This window comes from Neobacillus sp. OS1-2 (assembly GCF_030915505.1).
Classification (GTDB): domain Bacteria; phylum Bacillota; class Bacilli; order Bacillales; family Cytobacillaceae; genus Neobacillus.
Genome location: NZ_CP133265.1, coordinates 1892983 through 1910891 on the forward strand (window position 1 = coordinate 1892983; position 17909 = coordinate 1910891).

At 41.2% G+C, this 17909-nt stretch carries 18 protein-coding genes; 1 reads left to right on the top strand and 17 read right to left on the bottom strand.

All coding sequences use genetic code 11. The features are described from left to right. Positions 1-120 precede the first annotated feature (120 nt). The 12 genes from RCG19_RS09260 to RCG19_RS09315 form a co-directional block, all read right to left on the bottom strand. Positions 121-1413 (bottom strand): adenylosuccinate synthase, encoded by a 1293-nt coding sequence (locus RCG19_RS09260; protein WP_308110617.1) that lies wholly within the window; start codon positions 1411-1413, stop codon positions 121-123. Positions 1414-1679: 266 nt separating this feature from the next. Beyond that, positions 1680-3035, bottom strand: a complete 1356-nt coding sequence (gene dnaB / locus RCG19_RS09265; protein WP_166245297.1) for a replicative DNA helicase — start codon at positions 3033-3035, stop codon at positions 1680-1682. Positions 3036-3246: 211 nt separating this feature from the next. Further along, positions 3247-3696 carry a 50S ribosomal protein L9 gene (gene rplI, locus RCG19_RS09270; protein WP_308110618.1) on the bottom strand — a complete coding sequence of 150 codons (450 nt, stop codon included), beginning with the start codon at positions 3694-3696 and terminating at the stop codon, positions 3247-3249. Then, a complete protein-coding gene (locus RCG19_RS09275) occupies positions 3693-5666 on the bottom strand; it encodes a DHH family phosphoesterase (protein WP_166245292.1) in 1974 nt (657 codons plus the stop codon). The genes rplI and RCG19_RS09275 overlap by 4 nt, the downstream gene beginning before the upstream one ends. A gap of 25 nt (positions 5667-5691) precedes the next feature. Further along, complete coding sequence (locus RCG19_RS09280) at positions 5692-6636, bottom strand: YybS family protein (protein WP_308110619.1); 945 nt, start codon at positions 6634-6636, stop codon at positions 5692-5694. 127 nt (positions 6637-6763) lie between these two features. After that, on the bottom strand, positions 6764-7003 hold the full coding sequence (rpsR, locus tag RCG19_RS09285) for a 30S ribosomal protein S18 (RefSeq protein ID WP_007088219.1): 240 nt from the start codon (positions 7001-7003) through the stop codon (positions 6764-6766). A gap of 48 nt (positions 7004-7051) precedes the next feature. Then, entirely contained in the window at positions 7052-7567 is a 516-nt protein-coding gene (ssb, locus tag RCG19_RS09290) for a single-stranded DNA-binding protein (RefSeq protein WP_166245288.1), read from the bottom strand. A 71-nt stretch (positions 7568-7638) separates the two neighbouring features. Continuing rightward, positions 7639-7926 (bottom strand): 30S ribosomal protein S6, encoded by a 288-nt coding sequence (gene rpsF / locus RCG19_RS09295; protein WP_007088221.1) that lies wholly within the window; start codon positions 7924-7926, stop codon positions 7639-7641. Between the two features lie 171 nt (positions 7927-8097). Then, complete coding sequence (gene ychF / locus RCG19_RS09300) at positions 8098-9198, bottom strand: redox-regulated ATPase YchF (RefSeq protein WP_308110620.1); 1101 nt, start codon at positions 9196-9198, stop codon at positions 8098-8100. A gap of 153 nt (positions 9199-9351) precedes the next feature. Then, the gene (locus tag RCG19_RS09305; protein WP_308110621.1) at positions 9352-11361 is read right to left on the bottom strand and encodes a molybdopterin-dependent oxidoreductase; all 2010 of its coding nucleotides are present in this window, start codon (positions 11359-11361) and stop codon (positions 9352-9354) included. 75 nt (positions 11362-11436) lie between these two features. Beyond that, positions 11437-11634, bottom strand: coding sequence for a DUF951 domain-containing protein (locus RCG19_RS09310; RefSeq protein ID WP_166245282.1), 198 nt, complete (start codon positions 11632-11634; stop codon positions 11437-11439). A 16-nt stretch (positions 11635-11650) separates the two neighbouring features. Continuing rightward, entirely contained in the window at positions 11651-12523 is an 873-nt protein-coding gene (locus RCG19_RS09315; RefSeq protein WP_308110622.1) for a mechanosensitive ion channel family protein, read from the bottom strand. 295 nt (positions 12524-12818) lie between these two features. On the opposite strand from RCG19_RS09315, the gene yyaC reads away from it, so the two are divergent. Continuing rightward, complete coding sequence (gene yyaC, locus RCG19_RS09320) at positions 12819-13433, top strand: spore protease YyaC (protein ID WP_308110623.1); 615 nt, start codon at positions 12819-12821, stop codon at positions 13431-13433. 46 nt (positions 13434-13479) lie between these two features. Here the strand turns inward: yyaC and RCG19_RS09325 are convergent, their stop codons facing one another. The 5 genes from RCG19_RS09325 to rsmG form a co-directional block, all read right to left on the bottom strand. Further along, on the bottom strand, positions 13480-14181 hold the full coding sequence (locus RCG19_RS09325; RefSeq protein WP_308110624.1) for a DUF554 domain-containing protein: 702 nt from the start codon (positions 14179-14181) through the stop codon (positions 13480-13482). A 155-nt stretch (positions 14182-14336) separates the two neighbouring features. Beyond that, entirely contained in the window at positions 14337-15185 is an 849-nt protein-coding gene (locus RCG19_RS09330) for a ParB/RepB/Spo0J family partition protein (protein ID WP_166245274.1), read from the bottom strand. Next, the gene (locus RCG19_RS09335) at positions 15178-15939 is read right to left on the bottom strand and encodes a ParA family protein (RefSeq protein ID WP_166245272.1); all 762 of its coding nucleotides are present in this window, start codon (positions 15937-15939) and stop codon (positions 15178-15180) included. Before RCG19_RS09335 ends, RCG19_RS09330 begins: the two co-directional genes overlap by 8 nt. A 221-nt stretch (positions 15940-16160) precedes the next feature. Then, positions 16161-17024, bottom strand: coding sequence for a nucleoid occlusion protein (noc, locus tag RCG19_RS09340; protein WP_166245270.1), 864 nt, complete (start codon positions 17022-17024; stop codon positions 16161-16163). A 148-nt stretch (positions 17025-17172) separates the two neighbouring features. Beyond that, positions 17173-17889 carry a 16S rRNA (guanine(527)-N(7))-methyltransferase RsmG gene (gene rsmG / locus RCG19_RS09345; RefSeq protein WP_308110625.1) on the bottom strand — a complete coding sequence of 239 codons (717 nt, stop codon included), beginning with the start codon at positions 17887-17889 and terminating at the stop codon, positions 17173-17175. Positions 17890-17909 lie beyond the last annotated feature (20 nt).

A 17909-nucleotide genomic window follows, 5' to 3' on the forward strand; every position in this document is an offset into this window, starting at 1 on the left:
TGCCGTATCGTGACGACGCTTTTTATAATATCATGGATGTTATTATTAATGCAATACTTTTTTAAAAAACTTTTTATAAAGGTTTGAAGCCCTCCAAAAAGAGGGCCCCATTCATTATTATTAGATCTGCCTCCAAGGGCTGCGGACGACATTTGTTTGTGTCCGGTCAGGACCTACAGAGAAGGTCGACAATGGAATACCTGTCAGCTGTGTGACACGTTCCACATAGTGACGGGCATTTACAGGTAATTCATCTAACGTTCTAACTCCCGTAATATCCTCTGTCCAGCCTGGAAGTTCTTCATAAATCGGTTCACATTGAGATAACACCCTTAAGTTTGCAGGGTATTCAGTAATCACTTCATCCTTATAACGATAAGCGGTACAAATCTTAAGTGTCTCAATCCCTGTTAACACATCGATGGAATTAAGGGATAAGTCGGTTAAACCGCTGACACGGCGGGCATGACGCACAACAACACTATCAAACCAACCGACACGGCGTGGGCGTCCAGTTGTAGTCCCATACTCGCGTCCCACTTCACGGATGCGATTGCCAGTTTCATTATTCAACTCCGTAGGGAACGGACCATCACCAACACGAGAAGTGTATGCTTTACAAACACCGACAACATGAGTGATTTTCGATGGACCGACACCTGAACCGATGGTTACTCCTCCGGCTACTGGGTTTGATGAGGTTACGAATGGGTAGGTACCCTGGTCAATATCAAGCATAACCCCTTGAGCCCCTTCAAATAATACACGTTTACCATCATCCAAGGCATCATTTAATACAACAGATGTATCGCAAACATACTTTTTAACCTGTTGGCCATATTCATAATATTCATCAAGAATATCTTCTTTCTTAAAGCCCTCTGTCTCATAAATCCGCTCAAATAAGCGATTCTTTTCTTCAAGGTTCTGAATTAATTTCTCCTCAAATATTTCACGGTCAAGTAAATCGGCAATTCGAATACCCACTCGAGCCGCCTTATCCATATAGGCAGGTCCGATTCCTTTTTTTGTTGTTCCGATCTTATTGGCACCTTTTCGTGCTTCTTCTACTTCATCCAATTTTAAATGATAGGGAAGGATCACATGGGCACGATTACTAATCCGGAGATTTTCAGTAGTGATTCCCTTTTCATGTAAATAAGCGAGCTCTGTTACAAGCGCTTTGGGATCCACAACCATTCCGTTGCCAATGACACTTATTTTTTCTTTATTAAAAATCCCTGAAGGAATTAAGTGCAATTTGTAGGTTTCCCCATTGAACTTAATTGTATGGCCTGCATTGTTGCCGCCTTGATAACGGGCAATGACCTCTGCATTTTCTGAAAGGAAGTCTGTAATTTTCCCTTTTCCCTCGTCTCCCCATTGCGTCCCAACAACCACTACTGATGACATGAAAGGCACCTCCAAAATTTTTGTTCCAGTAAATAATTTATTATCACACCATCATAGTTTATCAATTCTACAACTAAAAATCAAACAAAACACGAACATTTTATATAAAAATATGAAATACGTTCGTGAAAATAGCAATCTATGAGAATAAGAAAAGCGCAAGCGCCTTGATCAGCCCCGACAAGCATAAGCCACTTATGACCTCGAGGGGCTAGGCGCTGGAGCTGGACAATAAAAAAGAGCCGGTCCAAGAATGAACCGACTCACTACGCACCAGGCGGAGAATCATAACGTGTTTCTATATTAACAAATTTATTGTATTCTTTCACAAAAGCCAACGAAACAGTACCTGTAGGGCCATTACGCTGTTTGGCAATAATGATTTCAATGATGTTCTTAGACTCTGACTCTTTATCATAATAATCGTCACGATAGAGGAAGGCAACGATATCGGCATCCTGCTCGATCGAACCTGACTCACGAATATCAGACATCATGGGCCGTTTATCCTGACGCTGCTCGACACCACGGGAAAGCTGCGAAAGGGCAATAACTGGCACTTGCAGCTCACGAGCTAATTGCTTAAGGGAACGGGATATTTCCGATACCTCCTGCTGACGATTTTCGCCAGAACGGCCGTTTCCTAAAATAAGCTGTAAATAGTCAATCAAAATCATCCCTAAGCCGTGCTCTTGCTTTAAGCGGCGGCATTTAGAGCGAATATCACCGACACGCACGCCGGGGGTATCATCAATATAGATTCCCGTATTTGACAAGCTCCCCATTGCCATTGTCAGCTTACCCCAGTCATCCTCTGTCAGCGACCCCGTACGAAGCCTTTGGGCATCAATATTTCCTTCCGCACAGAGAAGACGCATAACGAGCTGCTCGGCACCCATCTCAAGGCTAAAGATAGCAATATTTTCACCCGTTTTTTTTGCAACATTTTGCGCAATATTTAAAGCAAAGGCTGTTTTACCAACGGAAGGACGAGCACCAACAATAATTAAATCGTTCCGCTGGAAGCCAGCAGTCATCCGGTCAAGCTCCGCAAACCCTGTCTCAAGACCAGTAATCTCACCAACGCGGTTATGCATCTCCTCAATATTGTCATACGTGCGAACAAGCACATCTTTTATGTTGTGGAAGGCACCAGCGTTCTTTCGCTGCGCCACCTCTAAAATACTTTTTTCCGCCTCACTTAACAGGGCTTCAACTTCATCTTCTCGCGAATAGCCATCAGAGGCAATCGTGGTTGCCGTGCGGATTAATCGTCTAAGCAGCGACTTTTCTTCTACGATTCTAGCATAATACTCAATATTAGCAGCAGTCGGAACAGAGCCTGCCAAGTCACTTAAATAGCTGACACCGCCAATATCCTCTATCAGTTTAGCTGCTGCGAGCTCCTCCGTTACCGTTACAAGGTCAACCGCTTGGCCTTGATCATTTAGATGGAGCATCACATTAAAGATCTTTTGGTGGGAAGCACGATAAAAGTCTTCAGGAATTAAGATTTCCGAAGCCAAGGTAAGAGCAGAAGGCTCTAGAAAAATAGCTCCTAATACAGCCTGTTCCGCTTCAATATTTTGTGGCAGCATACGATCTGCATATACATCATTCATCTATCAAAAGCCTCCAATCAAGAGGATTTATTTAAAGGCGTAAAATGCCTAGAGTTAGAGCATTCTCAAAGTCAAAAACCTATACTTCCTTATCTCTTAAAAAATTTATAATGAAAAAAAGTGACCAGTCATAACCGATCACGTCCCATTACTTACTTTTTATATTCTACCATGTTTAATCAAAACTTCGCACTGGAAATTTATTTACATCTTATTTTACTTCTGTCACAGATACCGTTAATGTCGCTGTCACTTCATGATGGAGTTTTACTGGCACCTTTGTGTGACCAAGAGTACGAATGGCATCCGTTAACTCCATTTTTCGTTTATCAATTTTAATACCATGTTTCTTTTGGAGCTCTTCAGCCACTTGCTTCGTTGTAATCGAACCAAATAGACGACCGCCTTCACCAGCCTTAGCTGTTAGTTCAACCGTAATTTGATCCAACACTTCTTTCAACTTTTTGGCCTCTGCCAGTTCTTCAGCAGCCATTTTTTCTTCCTTCTTCTTTTGGGCATCTAATGAACTAATGCTGGAATTATTTGCTTCTACCGCTAACCCTTGTTTAATTAAAAAGTTATGTGCATAGCCATCCGCAACATTTTTTACTTCCCCTTTTTTGCCCTTACCTTTAACATCCTTTAGAAAAATAACCTTCATTCCTTTTTCACTCCTTCAAAATAGTCATCAATTGCCAGCAATAATTGTGCCTCTGTTTCTTCAATCGATAATCCGGTCAGCTGTGTGGCTGCATTTGTTAAATGGCCGCCGCCTTTCAAACTTTCCATAATGACCTGTACATTGACATTACCTAGTGACCTTGCACTGATCCCAATAACCGCCTCACCCCGTTTGGCAATGACAAAAGAGGCTAACACCCCGTCCATTGTTAACAATGTATCGGCAGCCTGAGCAATAATCACTTGATCATGAAGTTCCTGTTCCGTTCCTTTTGCAATCGCAATCCCATCACGATAGAAGGAGACTGATTCAATTAACTTTGACCTTTTTATATATGTATCAATGTCTTCTTTTAAAAATTTCTGGACGAGAATGGTATCAGCACCGTGAGCCCGAAGGTAGGAGGCAGCATCAAAGGTCCGTGAGCCCGTTCTTAACGTAAAGCTTTTTGTGTCAACGATAATACCTGCGAGCAGGGCTGTTGCCTCAATCATCTCAATTTTACCGCGTTTCGGCTGATATTCCAAAAATTCCGTTACAAGCTCCGCAGTAGAAGAGGCATAAGGCTCCATGTAAACAAGCAAGGGACTCTCGATAAAATCCTCACCGCGGCGATGGTGGTCAATCACGACGACTTGATCAATCCTATTTAATAAACGTTCCTCCATGACCATTGAAGGTTTATGGGTATCAACCACAACAAGCAAGGTTTTGTCAGTGGCCATTTCGAGTGCCTGCTCAGGACCAACGAAATGAGAAAATAATTGTTCTTGCTGTCGGAGTTCATCCATAAGCCGTTTTACGCCATTATCAATTTCCTGCATATTGACCACGATATACGCTTCTTTTTGATTCATTTGGGCAACTTTGTAGATTCCAATACTTGAACCAATTGAATCCATATCGGGGTTTTTATGTCCCATGATAATGACTTTATCACTGGCGATAATTAAATCTCTCAAAGCATGAGAGATCACACGTGCCCGTACCCGCGTCCGCTTTTCAACTGGATTTGTCTTTCCACCAAAAAATTTCACTTTCCCATTTGGAAGTTTAATCGCTACCTGATCGCCGCCACGACCTAACGCTAGATCCAGGCTTGATTGTGCTAAAACGCCCAATTCAGGCAGCGAGGACACGCCCGTACCAACCCCAATACTTAAGGTAAATGAAACATTTTGCTTTGAAGTCAATTCCCGTACCTCATCCAAGATCGTAAATTTTTCTTTTTCAAGGATGCGAAGAATTCTTTCACTAAAAACAGCGATAAATCGTTCGGATGATACTCGCTTTAGAAAGATGCCATTATCAGTGGCCCATTTATTCAAAATAGAGGTGACCAAATTATTGATACTGCCGCGCATCTGATCATCCATACCTTGAGTCAGGTCATCATAATTGTCTAAAAAGATGGTCGCTATTGCCGTCCGGTCATCCTGGTACTTCTTCTCAATTTCCTTTTGTTCCGTCACATCAAAAAAGTATAATAGCCGCTCTTCACGTTTATGAATGACACGAAACTTTCGGTCATGAAGGGTAATAATTTCTGTCTCCACTTCCTGCTTAATTAATGGGATCAGCGTATCAGCGATATCATAAAGCGATTTGCCAATCAATGTATCCTCATCAAAATAGGAGGATAGAAAAGGGTTTGACCATTCAATAAAATATTCCTCATTGATGAGCATAATCCCAATTGGCATTTCCATCAATGCTTCTTCGCCGACCTTTTTTACTCGGTATGACAGGGTGGAAATATACTCTTCCATTTCTGCCCGCTCGCGATGGTCAATGACAAACATATAGTAAATGGGGATCAACATTAAAAGCAGCCCAGCCACACTTAAGATCCAATTATAAAGTAACAGGACAATGAGCAGGATGACTATAACGCCAATTAGTCCGTAAAAAGGGTAACGAATGGACCGCTTTTTTAAAAATGCAGGCAAAGTTCTCAGCTCCTTGACGCTAGACTTACTCTTTTTTTTCAAATCGCTTTCTAAAATCAAAACCTAAATCGGTAATGCCTAGTAACAATATTATATAATGAACAATTGGTAGGACGAAAGTAAGAATTACAACAAGTACACCAAGTCCTTTAGCGACAGAGCGCTGGTGGAAAATAAAGAAAACAAAGGCTAGTCCCTGGAAAAGGATAAAATAATCTAATATGTATCGCGCATTTATTAAGACGGAGTATAAATAGGTTCCTTCATGAGGATGGAGCAACAGCAGCCCCCCCAAGGCTATTAGATAGTACCATAACAAGCTTTTTGGCAGGGAAATGTTTCGAAAACTCCCCCACGGCTGAACCGTTATACCAAATCTTTTAGCAATAGGAAAACAAACCCATTGAATCACAAAAACAGTGATAACGGAAACCATGATTAACAGGCTAGGTGCGAGTGTTTTCAGCATCTTGATCATATTTGCGTTTTGTTCATTCAAAAGCTTAATTTGTTCTCCTTGCCCCATTGCCTTAAGCATATCCTCTGACATTTTGGCCGATTCCTTTAATGCCAGCGTGAATTCATGAATGAAATCGAGATGAAAAAATACCACACTACCGGCATAAAACAGAATCAATCCGACAATTAATGTGAGTGTGCTTGCAATTAATATCGCTGTACGGCTCTTATTCTTTTGGAGCATGTAACCAATAACAGCTCCTACCGCACCGTACATTAGCATAAAGGCTAGTCCCATAACGGAGCCGGCAATAAAGGAAATAAATGCAGCCGCCACAAAGAATGCCGTAATATACTTCATATTATTTTTGGCTGAAAACATGATAAACGGCAGTGGCAAGACAAAGTTTAGAAAAGTCCCTATAATGGGGACATAGATTGTTACTAATAAAAGAACGGTAAATGCCGCCAAAAGGATGGCGCCCTCTGTTAGTTTACGTACATTTTTCACTTAAACACCTCTAAATTCATAAGCCTATCTCCCTATTTTAGCAGATAGAAGCCGTGATTCAACTTTTTAAATGTAAAAAAGCAGTAAGGGCGTCCCTTACTGCCTTAATGCTTACTATTATCCAGCTTTATTCACCAGCAACAAATGGTAGTAATGCCATTTGACGTGCACGTTTGATAGCAACTGTTAGTTTGCGTTGGTATTTAGCGCTTGTACCAGTTACACGACGTGGTAAAATTTTTCCACGCTCAGAGATGAATTTTTTAAGTAAATCTACATCTTTGTAATCGATGCGAGTGATACCATTTGCTGTGAAATAGCACACTTTACGACGCTTTGCGCGACCGCCTTTACGTCCTCCTGCCATGAAAATTCCCTCCTTTATTTTATTATTTCATCACGTTCAAGGTTTTGCTTAGAACGGTAGATCATCATCAGAGATGTCGATTTGACCATTTCCAGCAAATGGATCATTATCCATATTAAAACCTTTATTTTGATTTTGGTTCTGATTTTGTCGTTGATTCTGATTGCCGCTGCCATATGGATTACCTTGCGGTTCCATTGGAGGAGCACCGTAAAAATCGTTGCTTCTACCGCCGCCGCCCGAAGAGCCCTTCGGTTCAAGAAATTGAACACTATCTGCTACAATCTCAGTAAAATACTGACGTTTTCCATCTTGCTCGTAAGTACGAACTTGAATTCTGCCGTCTACACCAGCTAAACTACCCTTTTTCAGGAAGTTCGCAACATTTTCAGCAGCCTTACGCCAAACAACGATGTTAAGAAAGTCCGCTTCACGCTCACCTTGCTGATTTGAAAATTGACGATTTACTGCAAGAGTAAAGGTAGCAACAGCAATGCCATTCGGTGTGTATTTTAATTCAGGGTCTTTTGTTAAACGGCCAACAAGCACAACACGATTAATCATCAGAATCAACTCCTTTTTTTGGTAATTGTTTCACATGAAACATTTTTTACCAAATATATTTATGCTAATTTTTATTCTTCTTCTTTAATGACGATATGGCGAATGATATCTTCGCTGATCTTTGCAAGACGAGAAAATTCTTGTACTGCAGCAGCTGAAGATGTAGTTTTAGCGATTTCGTAGTATCCGTCGCGGAAATCGTTGATTTCGTATGCTAGACGGCGCTTACCCCAATCCTTTGTTTCAGCAGTTTCCGCTCCGTTATCAAGAAGAATAGTGTTAAAACGCTCAACAAGAGCCTTTTTCGCTTCATCTTCAATATTTGGGCGGATGATGTACATGATTTCGTACTTTTTCATCACAGTCACCTCCTTTTGGTCTAACGGCCCGAATGGGCAAGGAGCAATTATTCATTACTCACAAGTTGAAATTATAGCACAGCTTTTGTGGAAAAGCAATGTACTTCATAATTATGTCACTTTTATCCAAAAACAAAGAAGCTGACACTATAGTCAGCCTCTAAAAAAGAATTACACGTTAAAACGGAAATGGATGACATCGCCGTCTTTTACTTCATACTCTTTGCCTTCTAAACGCACTTTTCCTGCTTCTTTCGCCGCATTATGGCTGCCTGCTGCGAGAAGATCATCATATGAGACCGTTTCAGCGCGAATGAAGCCGCGTTCGAAATCGGAGTGGATGACACCGGCACATTGCGGGGCTTTCATGCCCTTTCTGAATGTCCAAGCACGAACCTCCTGTACACCTGCCGTAAAGTAAGTAGCTAACCCGAGCAAATGATAAGCAGCACGGATTAATTGGTCAAGTCCTGATTCTTCAATTCCAAGCTCTTCAAGGAACATTTGCTTTTCTTCCCCTTCAAGCTCAGCGATTTCCTCTTCAATTTTTGCACAAATGACGATTACTTCGGCATTATCAGCCTTTGCAAATTCGCGCACCTTTTGCACATATTCATTATCTGCTGGATTAGCCACTTCATCTTCACTTACGTTTGCCACATATAGGACAGGCTTAATGGTTAAAAGATGCAGGCCTTTCACCAATTTCATTTGCTCTTCGGTGAAATCAACCGTACGTGCTGGCTTTTCTGCTTCAAAGGCATCACGCAGCATCGCTAAAACTTCAAATTCAGCGGCAGCATCCTTATCCTTTTGCTTGGCCAACTTTTCAACGCGGCTAATTCTTTTTTCGACTGATTCCATATCCGCTAATATCAATTCGAGGTTGATGGTCTCAATATCATCAATCGGATCTACCTTCCCAGAGACATGGGTGATATTTTCATCGGCAAAGCAGCGTACTACTTGGCAAATAGCATCTACTTGGCGGATATGCGACAAGAACTTGTTACCGAGTCCTTCTCCTTTACTTGCACCCTTAACAATCCCGGCAATATCGGTAAATTCAAAGGCTGTTGGTACGGTTTTCTTTGGTTGAACTAATTCAGTTAATTTCTGCAAACGATGGTCAGGAACTTCGACAATCCCGACATTCGGGTCAATCGTACAGAAGGGGTAATTTGCTGATTCCGCTCCTGCCTGTGTTATTGCATTAAAAAGAGTAGACTTACCAACGTTCGGCAACCCTACAATACCAGCTGTTAAAGCCATTCACGTTCACTCCTCAATGAAAATACATCTATTTTAAAAAATACGTTCAAAAGTAATTAAAAAGCCTCCCACAATTATAGGAGACTATCGATAAAAAAACAACTGCAGCAAAGAAAAGCGTAAGTGTGCTGGAGCTAGAAGATTCTCGATGTCTTAAGGCTCCTGTTGGTTGATTTTTTCAAGAGTAACCAGACAATCATATAGCGTACTTCCAAGACCATTATCAGATTCCCGGCTTGAGGTCAGCTGATTGACAGATCCGCCAAACTCCTGCCAAATCCCCTCATCGATATTAATCGTGTCCGGGTGGGCTTTAGCCAGAATGGAAATAAAGCCTTTTACCTCACCACGGTCATTCCATACCTTGACGAAATCACCATTTGCCAGTCTCAAACTTTCAGCAATATTTGGAGCAATCTCCACCTTCACCTTTGGCCTTGAAGACCATACATGATAATTCTGCGAGTGATTGGAACGCATTGGATGAATCGTTAGCAGGTGATATGGATATTTTTTTGCCAGTTCAGGGCTTTTCCACTTTGATTCACCCGGAACCGCTAATGTTAACAGGCCGTGTTGACCTTTTTGTTGGGCAGTAAATTCAAACTTCCCGCTTGGCGTCTGAAATTTATGGTCATGCCATGGAAGTTTTCCAACTGGAAGTTCCAGGGTATGATCTGACTTTAACTTTTCAAGGGTAATGCCTTTTTCCTTTAAAGGTTTAAGCGTCATTTCAAGAAACTCTTCCCTTGTAAAAGCAAAATCCTCACCGAAGCCCAGCCTACGGGCTAATTGTGTCCAGATCCATAAATCAGGACGTGCCTCACCAGGGGCGGTGACGAGCTTTGGACCATAATTCACATAATGATGATACATAGAGGAATAATAAAGATCTTCCTCCTCAAAGGCCGTTGTCGTCGGTAATACATAATCAGCAAGCATGGCCGTATCCGTGAGGTATTGATCAATCACGACAAGTGTCGGAATAGAGGAGAAGGCTTGTTCAACCGTATTGGTGTCAGGCACCTGTGTCAGCGGGTTGCCACAAGTTACGATAATCATCTTTATTTCCGGGTCTGTTGCCTTTAGCACTTCTTCTGCCTGTTTCATGATTGAAAATTGCCTATGGTGTTTCCTGCGCTGTGTTAGTGTTAATTCATCAAACGCAAAGCTTTGCCCCACTTGGAGATTGGCGTAATTGGCGCCGCCGCCAGCTATACCGATATTCCCACTGACCGCGACAAGGGCGTCAATCAAGCGAATGGTATTTCCACCATTTTGGTATCGCTGCATTCCTAACCCCATAAAAGTAGCAGTTGGTTTATCAGCGTATACTTGTGCCAAAGTGGTCATTGCCTCACAGGGGACCTCCGTCATTTCACTGACCTTTTCTAAGGAAACACCGTCGATAAGTTTCACGAGGTCAGCAAATCCATGTGTAGATTTCTCAATAAAATGGCGATCCTCTAGCCCTAAGCGAAGCATTTCCTTAATAATTCCCGCAGCTAATACCCCGTCCATCCCTGGCTTAATCGTGATATATTCATCGGCAATCTTTGCCGTAGCATTAAAAAGTGGATCAATGACAATTATTCTTGCCCCTAGCTTCTTTGCCTCAAGTAATTTTTCGTAAAAATGCATATTGGTCCGGGCGACATTTCTTCCCCAAATAATAATGTTTTTACTGTTAAAAATATCATTTGGTTCATGACTCCAGGCATTTCCGAAATCCCATTTCTGTGCCTCAATTCCAGAACCCCAACAAAGTGAGCCGTAAAGCTCCGTTACCCCGCCAAAACAATTAAAAAAGCGCTGGTCAAGGTTTTTTAAGATCCCGTTATTGGCATAATCATGACTGTGGAGAACAGCCGTTGTCCCGTAGTTTTCTTTTATGGATACTAATTTGGCAGCTATTTCATCCAAGGCCTGTTCCCACGAGACTTTTTCAAATATCCCATTTACCTTTTTCAGAGGGTGCAATAAGCGCTGTGAAGAGTTTGCCCTTGTTTCCAGCATTCGTCCACGACCACAAATTTTCCCCTGGGTAATCGGATGTTCCGGGTCACCCTCTACCTTCACAACTCTATCTTGATCAATCGTTACATTGAAACCGCAGCTATCCCAGCAATTCAATGGACACGCCGCTTTTTGTATTTGTGGCAAAATCTCCACCCCCATAATCACGATTCTCTATCTACTGTTCTAACTTTGATAACTACCTAGCTAAAAAGCATGAATTTATTCTTCATGCTTTACCAAAACCTTCTTCATTTTTCGCGAAAACTCTCTTCTTGGGATCAGAACGCTATGCCCGCAGCCTTCACACTTAATCCGAATATCCATACCCAAGCGAATGATTTTCCAGCGATTGGTTCCGCATGGATGCTGTTTCTTCATTTCAACTACATCATTTAGAGCAAATTCCTTTTCCTCCATCACTTTCCCCCCATTTCTATTTAGATTGACCAGATCCATTTTGGTACATCATAAAGTTAAGATTTGGAGCTTTTATCCCATTTTCGTCTAAAATAAGTTTTATATCCTTACGAATTCCCCGCGTCACTCCTGACTGTTTCATCGGTAATGTTTCCGCGATTACCCGTAAAACAATCTCGTTAGGACCCATTGTTTGAATCCCTAACAATTCAGGTGCTTTCGTTAATTCTTCATATTGGCTTGGCATTTTTTCCAAGGCATCGGCAATCACCTTTTCCGCTCGTTCAATATCTTCACCATAGGAAATGGCAATATCAATAATCGCGAGACTATTATTTAATGAAAAATTGGTGACCTGCGTGATGCTGCCATTTGGTAATATATGAACCTCACCTGTCCAGCTTTTGAGTTTTGTCGTTCTTAACCCTATTGTTTCGACGTTTCCTTCAAATAATCCTATGCGAACGTGGTCACCTACTGAAAACTGGTCTTCAAAGATGATGAAGAAACCAGAAATAACGTCTTTTACTAAGCTTTGTGCTCCAAAACCTACTGCTAACCCCACAACTCCAGCACCAGCAATGAGTGCCTTTACATCAATTCCTAAGACTGAAAGAACCATCATAATCGCGATAAAATAGACCACATATGTAAGAACACTGTCGAGTAGTCTAGAAAGTGTATCCTCGCGGCGGTCCGATGTATTAAGCGGTGACAAATTTCTTATCTTAAAAACATTGTGAATGGCTACTTTACCAAGACGGATAATAATATTGGCAACAACTAATATAGCAATAATTTTTAGCGCGCCTTCGCCAAGGTTTAGCCATGTATCTTCATCTTGAAGTTTCGTAACCTCATCTTGAATTCCTTTTGTTGTGACACTCATTTTAGCACCTTCCTTTAACCCCATTTACATTGAATCTATTTTAACAATTTTTCTATGCAGATAATAGCATTATGAATTTTTGTTTTTCTATCCTCTCCATGTATAGATTTCCTGAATTTTCCGTATAATGTTTAAAAAGCGGAAGCGCCTTGCCCAGGGGCGACAAGCATAAGACGAACCGGTAAGAAGGTTGCATTTTAACCTTCTTGCCGGATTGGCTTATGACCTCGAGCCCCTAGGCGCTGCAGCTAGACTGTAAAACTGATTATCGTATTAATTTTAGGGAGTGGACGTAATGAATCTCAAAACAAGCCTTTTTGACAGGATGGGGAAGGTACCAATCATTCATGATGATTTTCACGCTGCTGAAAAGCTTGCTGAAGAGTTACTCCTGAATATTCCTAATATGACAAGACGCCCCATCGTCTTCATCTGCATCGGGACAGACCGCTCCACAGGCGATTCATTAGGGCCGCTGGTAGGCACACTCCTTGAGGAGAAGGACCTCCAATCCTTTTACGTCTACGGGACCTTAGACGAGCCTATACATGCCGTTAATCTGGCTGAAAAACTAAAAGAAATCCAGACGAAACATGTTAATCCCTATATTATTGGGATTGATGCTTGTTTGGGGAGAATCAAAAATGTCGGTGTGATTCAAGTCGGGAATGGACCTGTTAAACCGGGTGCAGGGGTGAACAAAGATCTGCCAGAGGTTGGTGACATACATATCACTGGCATAGTAAATGTCAGCGGGTTTATGGAATTCTTCGTGTTACAAAACACTCGATTAAATTTAGTTATGAAAATGGCGAAAACGATTGCGGGCGGCATTTACAAAGCAAGTCTTTTGTACTCTAAGCATGAATGGAAAGAATTAAATTGGCTGGAAGAAGAGAAGACAAACTAAAAGGAGCAATAGACTTCGGCTATTCCTCCTTCGCTAATTCCAATTATTATAAAAAATATAGAACTGTTACAATGACTCCCGTTACAACAATGCCTGGAAGCAGGTTTGCCACTTTAATTTTTACCATTCCCGTGAGGTTCAAGCCAATCGCAAAAATCATAATACCGCCAGTTGCGGTCATTTCGACAATAAACTGATCCATTAGTGCTTGAGGAACAAAACGATCAATCTGAGTGGCAAACAAGGCAATTAAACCTTCATAAAGAACAACAGGAATAGCAGAAAAGATGACACCAATGCCCAATGTTGTGGTTAAAATTAATGCCGTAAAGCCATCGATCAATGATTTTGTATAGAGGACATCATGATCACCGCGAATGCCACTGTCGAGGGCTCCAATGATCGCCATTGCCCCAATCACAAAGATTAAGGTAGCCGTCACGAAACCTTCCGAGATACTGCCTTTGCCGTTTGAGCCAACTTTAAGCTCCAACCAGCCACCGAGGTCATTTAATTTATCCTCTAGTTTTAACAGTTCTCCAACCACCGCACCGACGACAAGACTAATAATAACAATCAGGAAGTTTTCACTCTTTAATCCCATCTGCAGGCCTAAAACCATCACAGATAATCCAATCGCAAACATAACCGTCACTTTCATACTTTCGGGAATACGGTTCAAAAGTTTTCCAATTAGTGTGCCAATAATAATCAATAGCCCATTTACAAGTGTTCCTATTAAAAACATCGTAATTTCACCTATTCTTCGCCTCTCGAAATTGTAATAGTACTAAACTATCATGTTTTCATTCTATTGAAAAGACTGAATGGAAAGAAAAGCGCACACGCCTTGATCAGCGCCGTATGGCCTAGAGCGTAAAAAAAATAACCATCATAGATGGCTTATAAGGATTCTTCCTGATCAAGTAATTCTAAGATTCGTTCCAAATCATCCTGCGAGAAAAATTCAATTTCAATTTTCCCTTTATTTTTATTCTGTTTAATATGAACTTTCGTTCCGAACCGCTCACGAAGGGAATGCTCCCGCTCCTGTAAAAACACATCTTTTTTCTTTTCAGGCTTTTTTGTTTCACGTGAAACATTTTCATTTAGTTGCTGGATTAACTTTTCTAATTGCCGGACATTCAACCCTTCCTGAATGACCTTTTCTACTAAAACAGGCAGCTTTGCTTTTTGTCTAAGGCCTAATAAGGCACGTCCATGACCCATTGAAATGTTCCCGGTTGAGATCAATTCCTGAATTTTTGGAGGAAGGGAAAGCAGACGAATGTGGTTTGCTACATGCGGACGGCTTTTGCCTAAACGCTTCGCAACCTCTTCCTGTGTCAACTTTAATTTCTCCATTAAGGTTTGATAGGCAATTCCCTCTTCAATTGGATTTAAATCTTCCCTTTGGAGATTTTCCAATACAGCCAATTCCATCATTTGCTGTTCGGAAAGATCACGGACAACCGCCGGAACGGTTTCAAGCTTGGCCTCCTTGGCGGCTCGGAAGCGGCGTTCGCCCACCACAATTTCATATCCTTTAATACTTTTTCGAACAACGATTGGCTGTAAGATTCCATGCTCAATAATTGAAGCCTTTAATTCATCGATTGTCTCTTGTTGGAAGGTTTTCCGTGGCTGATACGGGTTTGGACGCAGTTCTTTCAGCTTAATCTCTTGAACTGTCTCCTCTTTACTGACATCACTAAAAAATGCATTCAGGCCTTTTCCTAAACCTTTAGCCATTCGAAACCACTTCCTTTGCTAAATCTAAATACACCTCAGCACCGCGGGATTTCGAATCATAGGTGATGATAGGTTCCCCATGGCTTGGAGCCTCACTTAGACGCACATTTCTAGGAATAATGGTTTTATAGACTTTATCTTGAAAGTATTTTTTTACTTCTTCAATGACTTGAATGCCAAGATTTGTTCTCGCGTCAAGCATTGTTAATAACACGCCTTCAATTTTTAAATCCTGGTTAAGATGCTTCTGGACGAGTCTAACCGTATTTAATAATTGGCTCAAGCCTTCCAACGCATAATACTCACATTGGACAGGGATTAATACCGCATCAGAAGCTGTTAAGGCATTTAGCGTTAGTAGCCCTAATGATGGCGGACAATCAATAATGATATAATCAAACTGATCTTTTACTTCTCCGAGAGCACGTTTTAAGCGGACCTCTCTGGATATAGTAGGTACCAGTTCAATTTCAGCTCCTGCTAATTGAATCGTAGCAGGGAGTGCATACAAATTTTTTACAGATGTCGCTTTAATGACATCTTTGGCCTCGACATCGTCTACTAACACATCATAGATACATTGTTCCACTTCTGCCTTTTCAATTCCGACCCCGCTTGTTGCATTTCCCTGCGGGTCGATGTCTACTAATAGAACCCGTTTCCCTATGTATGCTAAGCAGGCGCCTAGGTTGACAGAGGTCGTCGTTTTACCGACTCCACCTTTTTGGTTTGCGATTGAAAGGATTTTCCCCACGTTGTCACCTACCCTTTATTTCTCAGAATCTGCTATTCTATCAAATGTTTACATAATATGCTTAATTATCCCCTAATAGAGGAGGAATGTAAAATTCCATTCCTTTATTTTATCATGAAATAATAGGGATGTTGTTTTATTTTCAAAAAATATTCCATTCCATATTTCCCTTTTTTACACAAAAAAAACCAACACCCATTGTGCCGGTTCTTTCTGTATCACTATTTTTTCTTAGGAATCCGGATGGTAAATTGATAGAACTCCTCAAATTCCTCTTCGTCGGCATCCAAATTAATCCCGCTGTCTGTTACCATGGATAAAGATTGACGGATGGTATTCACGGCAATTCTCATATCTTTGCTAAAAGCCTTTCGTTTAGGTTTTGGTTTTTCTTTCTTTTGTTCGAGCATTCTCACTACGCGTTCCTCAGTCTGCTTAACATTCCAATTCTTTTCAATGACTTCCGCCAAAAGTGCCACTTGTTTCTCCGGATTTTTCAGCGGAATAAGCGCACGTGCATGGCGTTCAGTAATCGTTTTATTCAATAAGGCATCCTGGACAATCTCTGGTAATTTAAGTAAACGAAGCTTGTTGGCAACGGTCGACTGCCCTTTCCCAAGGCGCTGCGCTAATGCCTCTTGTGTCAAATTGTGCAATTCAAGCAGCTTGCCATAGGCAAAAGCCTCTTCAATTGGCGACAATTCTTCGCGCTGCAAATTTTCAATAAGCGCTACTGATGCGGTTTCTGTGTCAGATAAATTTTTCACGATGGCCGGTGCTTCTGCCCAGCCCAGTTTTTTCATCGCACGCCAGCGGCGCTCACCGGCAATAATCTCATATTTATCAACAGCAAACTCCCGGACAACAATCGGCTGGATAATCCCATGTATATGAATAGTTCGTGATAATTCTTCAATCTTATCTTCATCAAATACCGTCCGCGGCTGGAAGCGATTCGGAATAATTTGGTTAATCGGAATCTTTTTTATTTCTTCGTTCCGTTCAATATCCAGCTCTTTTTCAAGCTCAACCTCTTGTTCTCCCTTATCGCCGAGGCCAAAAAAGCGTGTAAATGAACTCTTCATCCCCAACACCACCTTTACGAAACTCCCTATTACTTATTCTCTATGTCACTAAATACTTCCTGCCTAGGATACCATTTTTCTCTAAAAATTGTTATACAGATTTTCACTCTTGGAAGCAGTGAAGGGAAAAAGCTATAGGAATAACTCTTTATTCAATTGGCATTTTTCCTGGTGTTCCTGGCTTTCGTGGGTATTTCCTTGGCGTCTGTTTTTCTTTTTTTATAATTAAAATATTCCGTTCACTATCTTCCATTGGCAAGGTAAATGTGTACACCTTTTCTACTTTACCACCAAGTGTTGTAATCGCCTTTTGGCCCATTTCCAATTCATCATTCGCATGCAAGGCCTTCATCGCAATAAAATGTCCCCCTACTTTTGCAAGTGGTAAACAAAACTCACTTAAAACAGACATTCTAGCCACCGCTCTTGCTGTTACAACATCAAAGTTTTCCCGGTAAGCAGGATTGACGCCAAACGTCTCAGCACGGTCATGGACAAAATGGACATTTTCCAACTCTAATACGGTAGCAAGATGATTCAAAAATGAAATTCGCTTGTTTAATGAATCAACGATTGTCACTTGGATATGTGGGTAGACTATTTTTAACGGTATACTCGGAAAGCCCGCACCTGCCCCAACATCACAAAGATGAAACTGCTTGGTAAAATCAAAATAAAATGAAGCGGTAATAGAGTCGTAAAAATGTTTTAAATATACATCTGTTTTTTCCGTGATCGCTGTTAAATTCATTTTTTCATTCCACTCGACCAATGTTGAAAAATAGGTTTCAAACTGGTCGAGCTGCTTATCACTTAGGGAAATTCCCTTTTCCTGAAGACTGGATTGAAATTGTTCGATATTCATCTATTAAAACTTCCTCACTC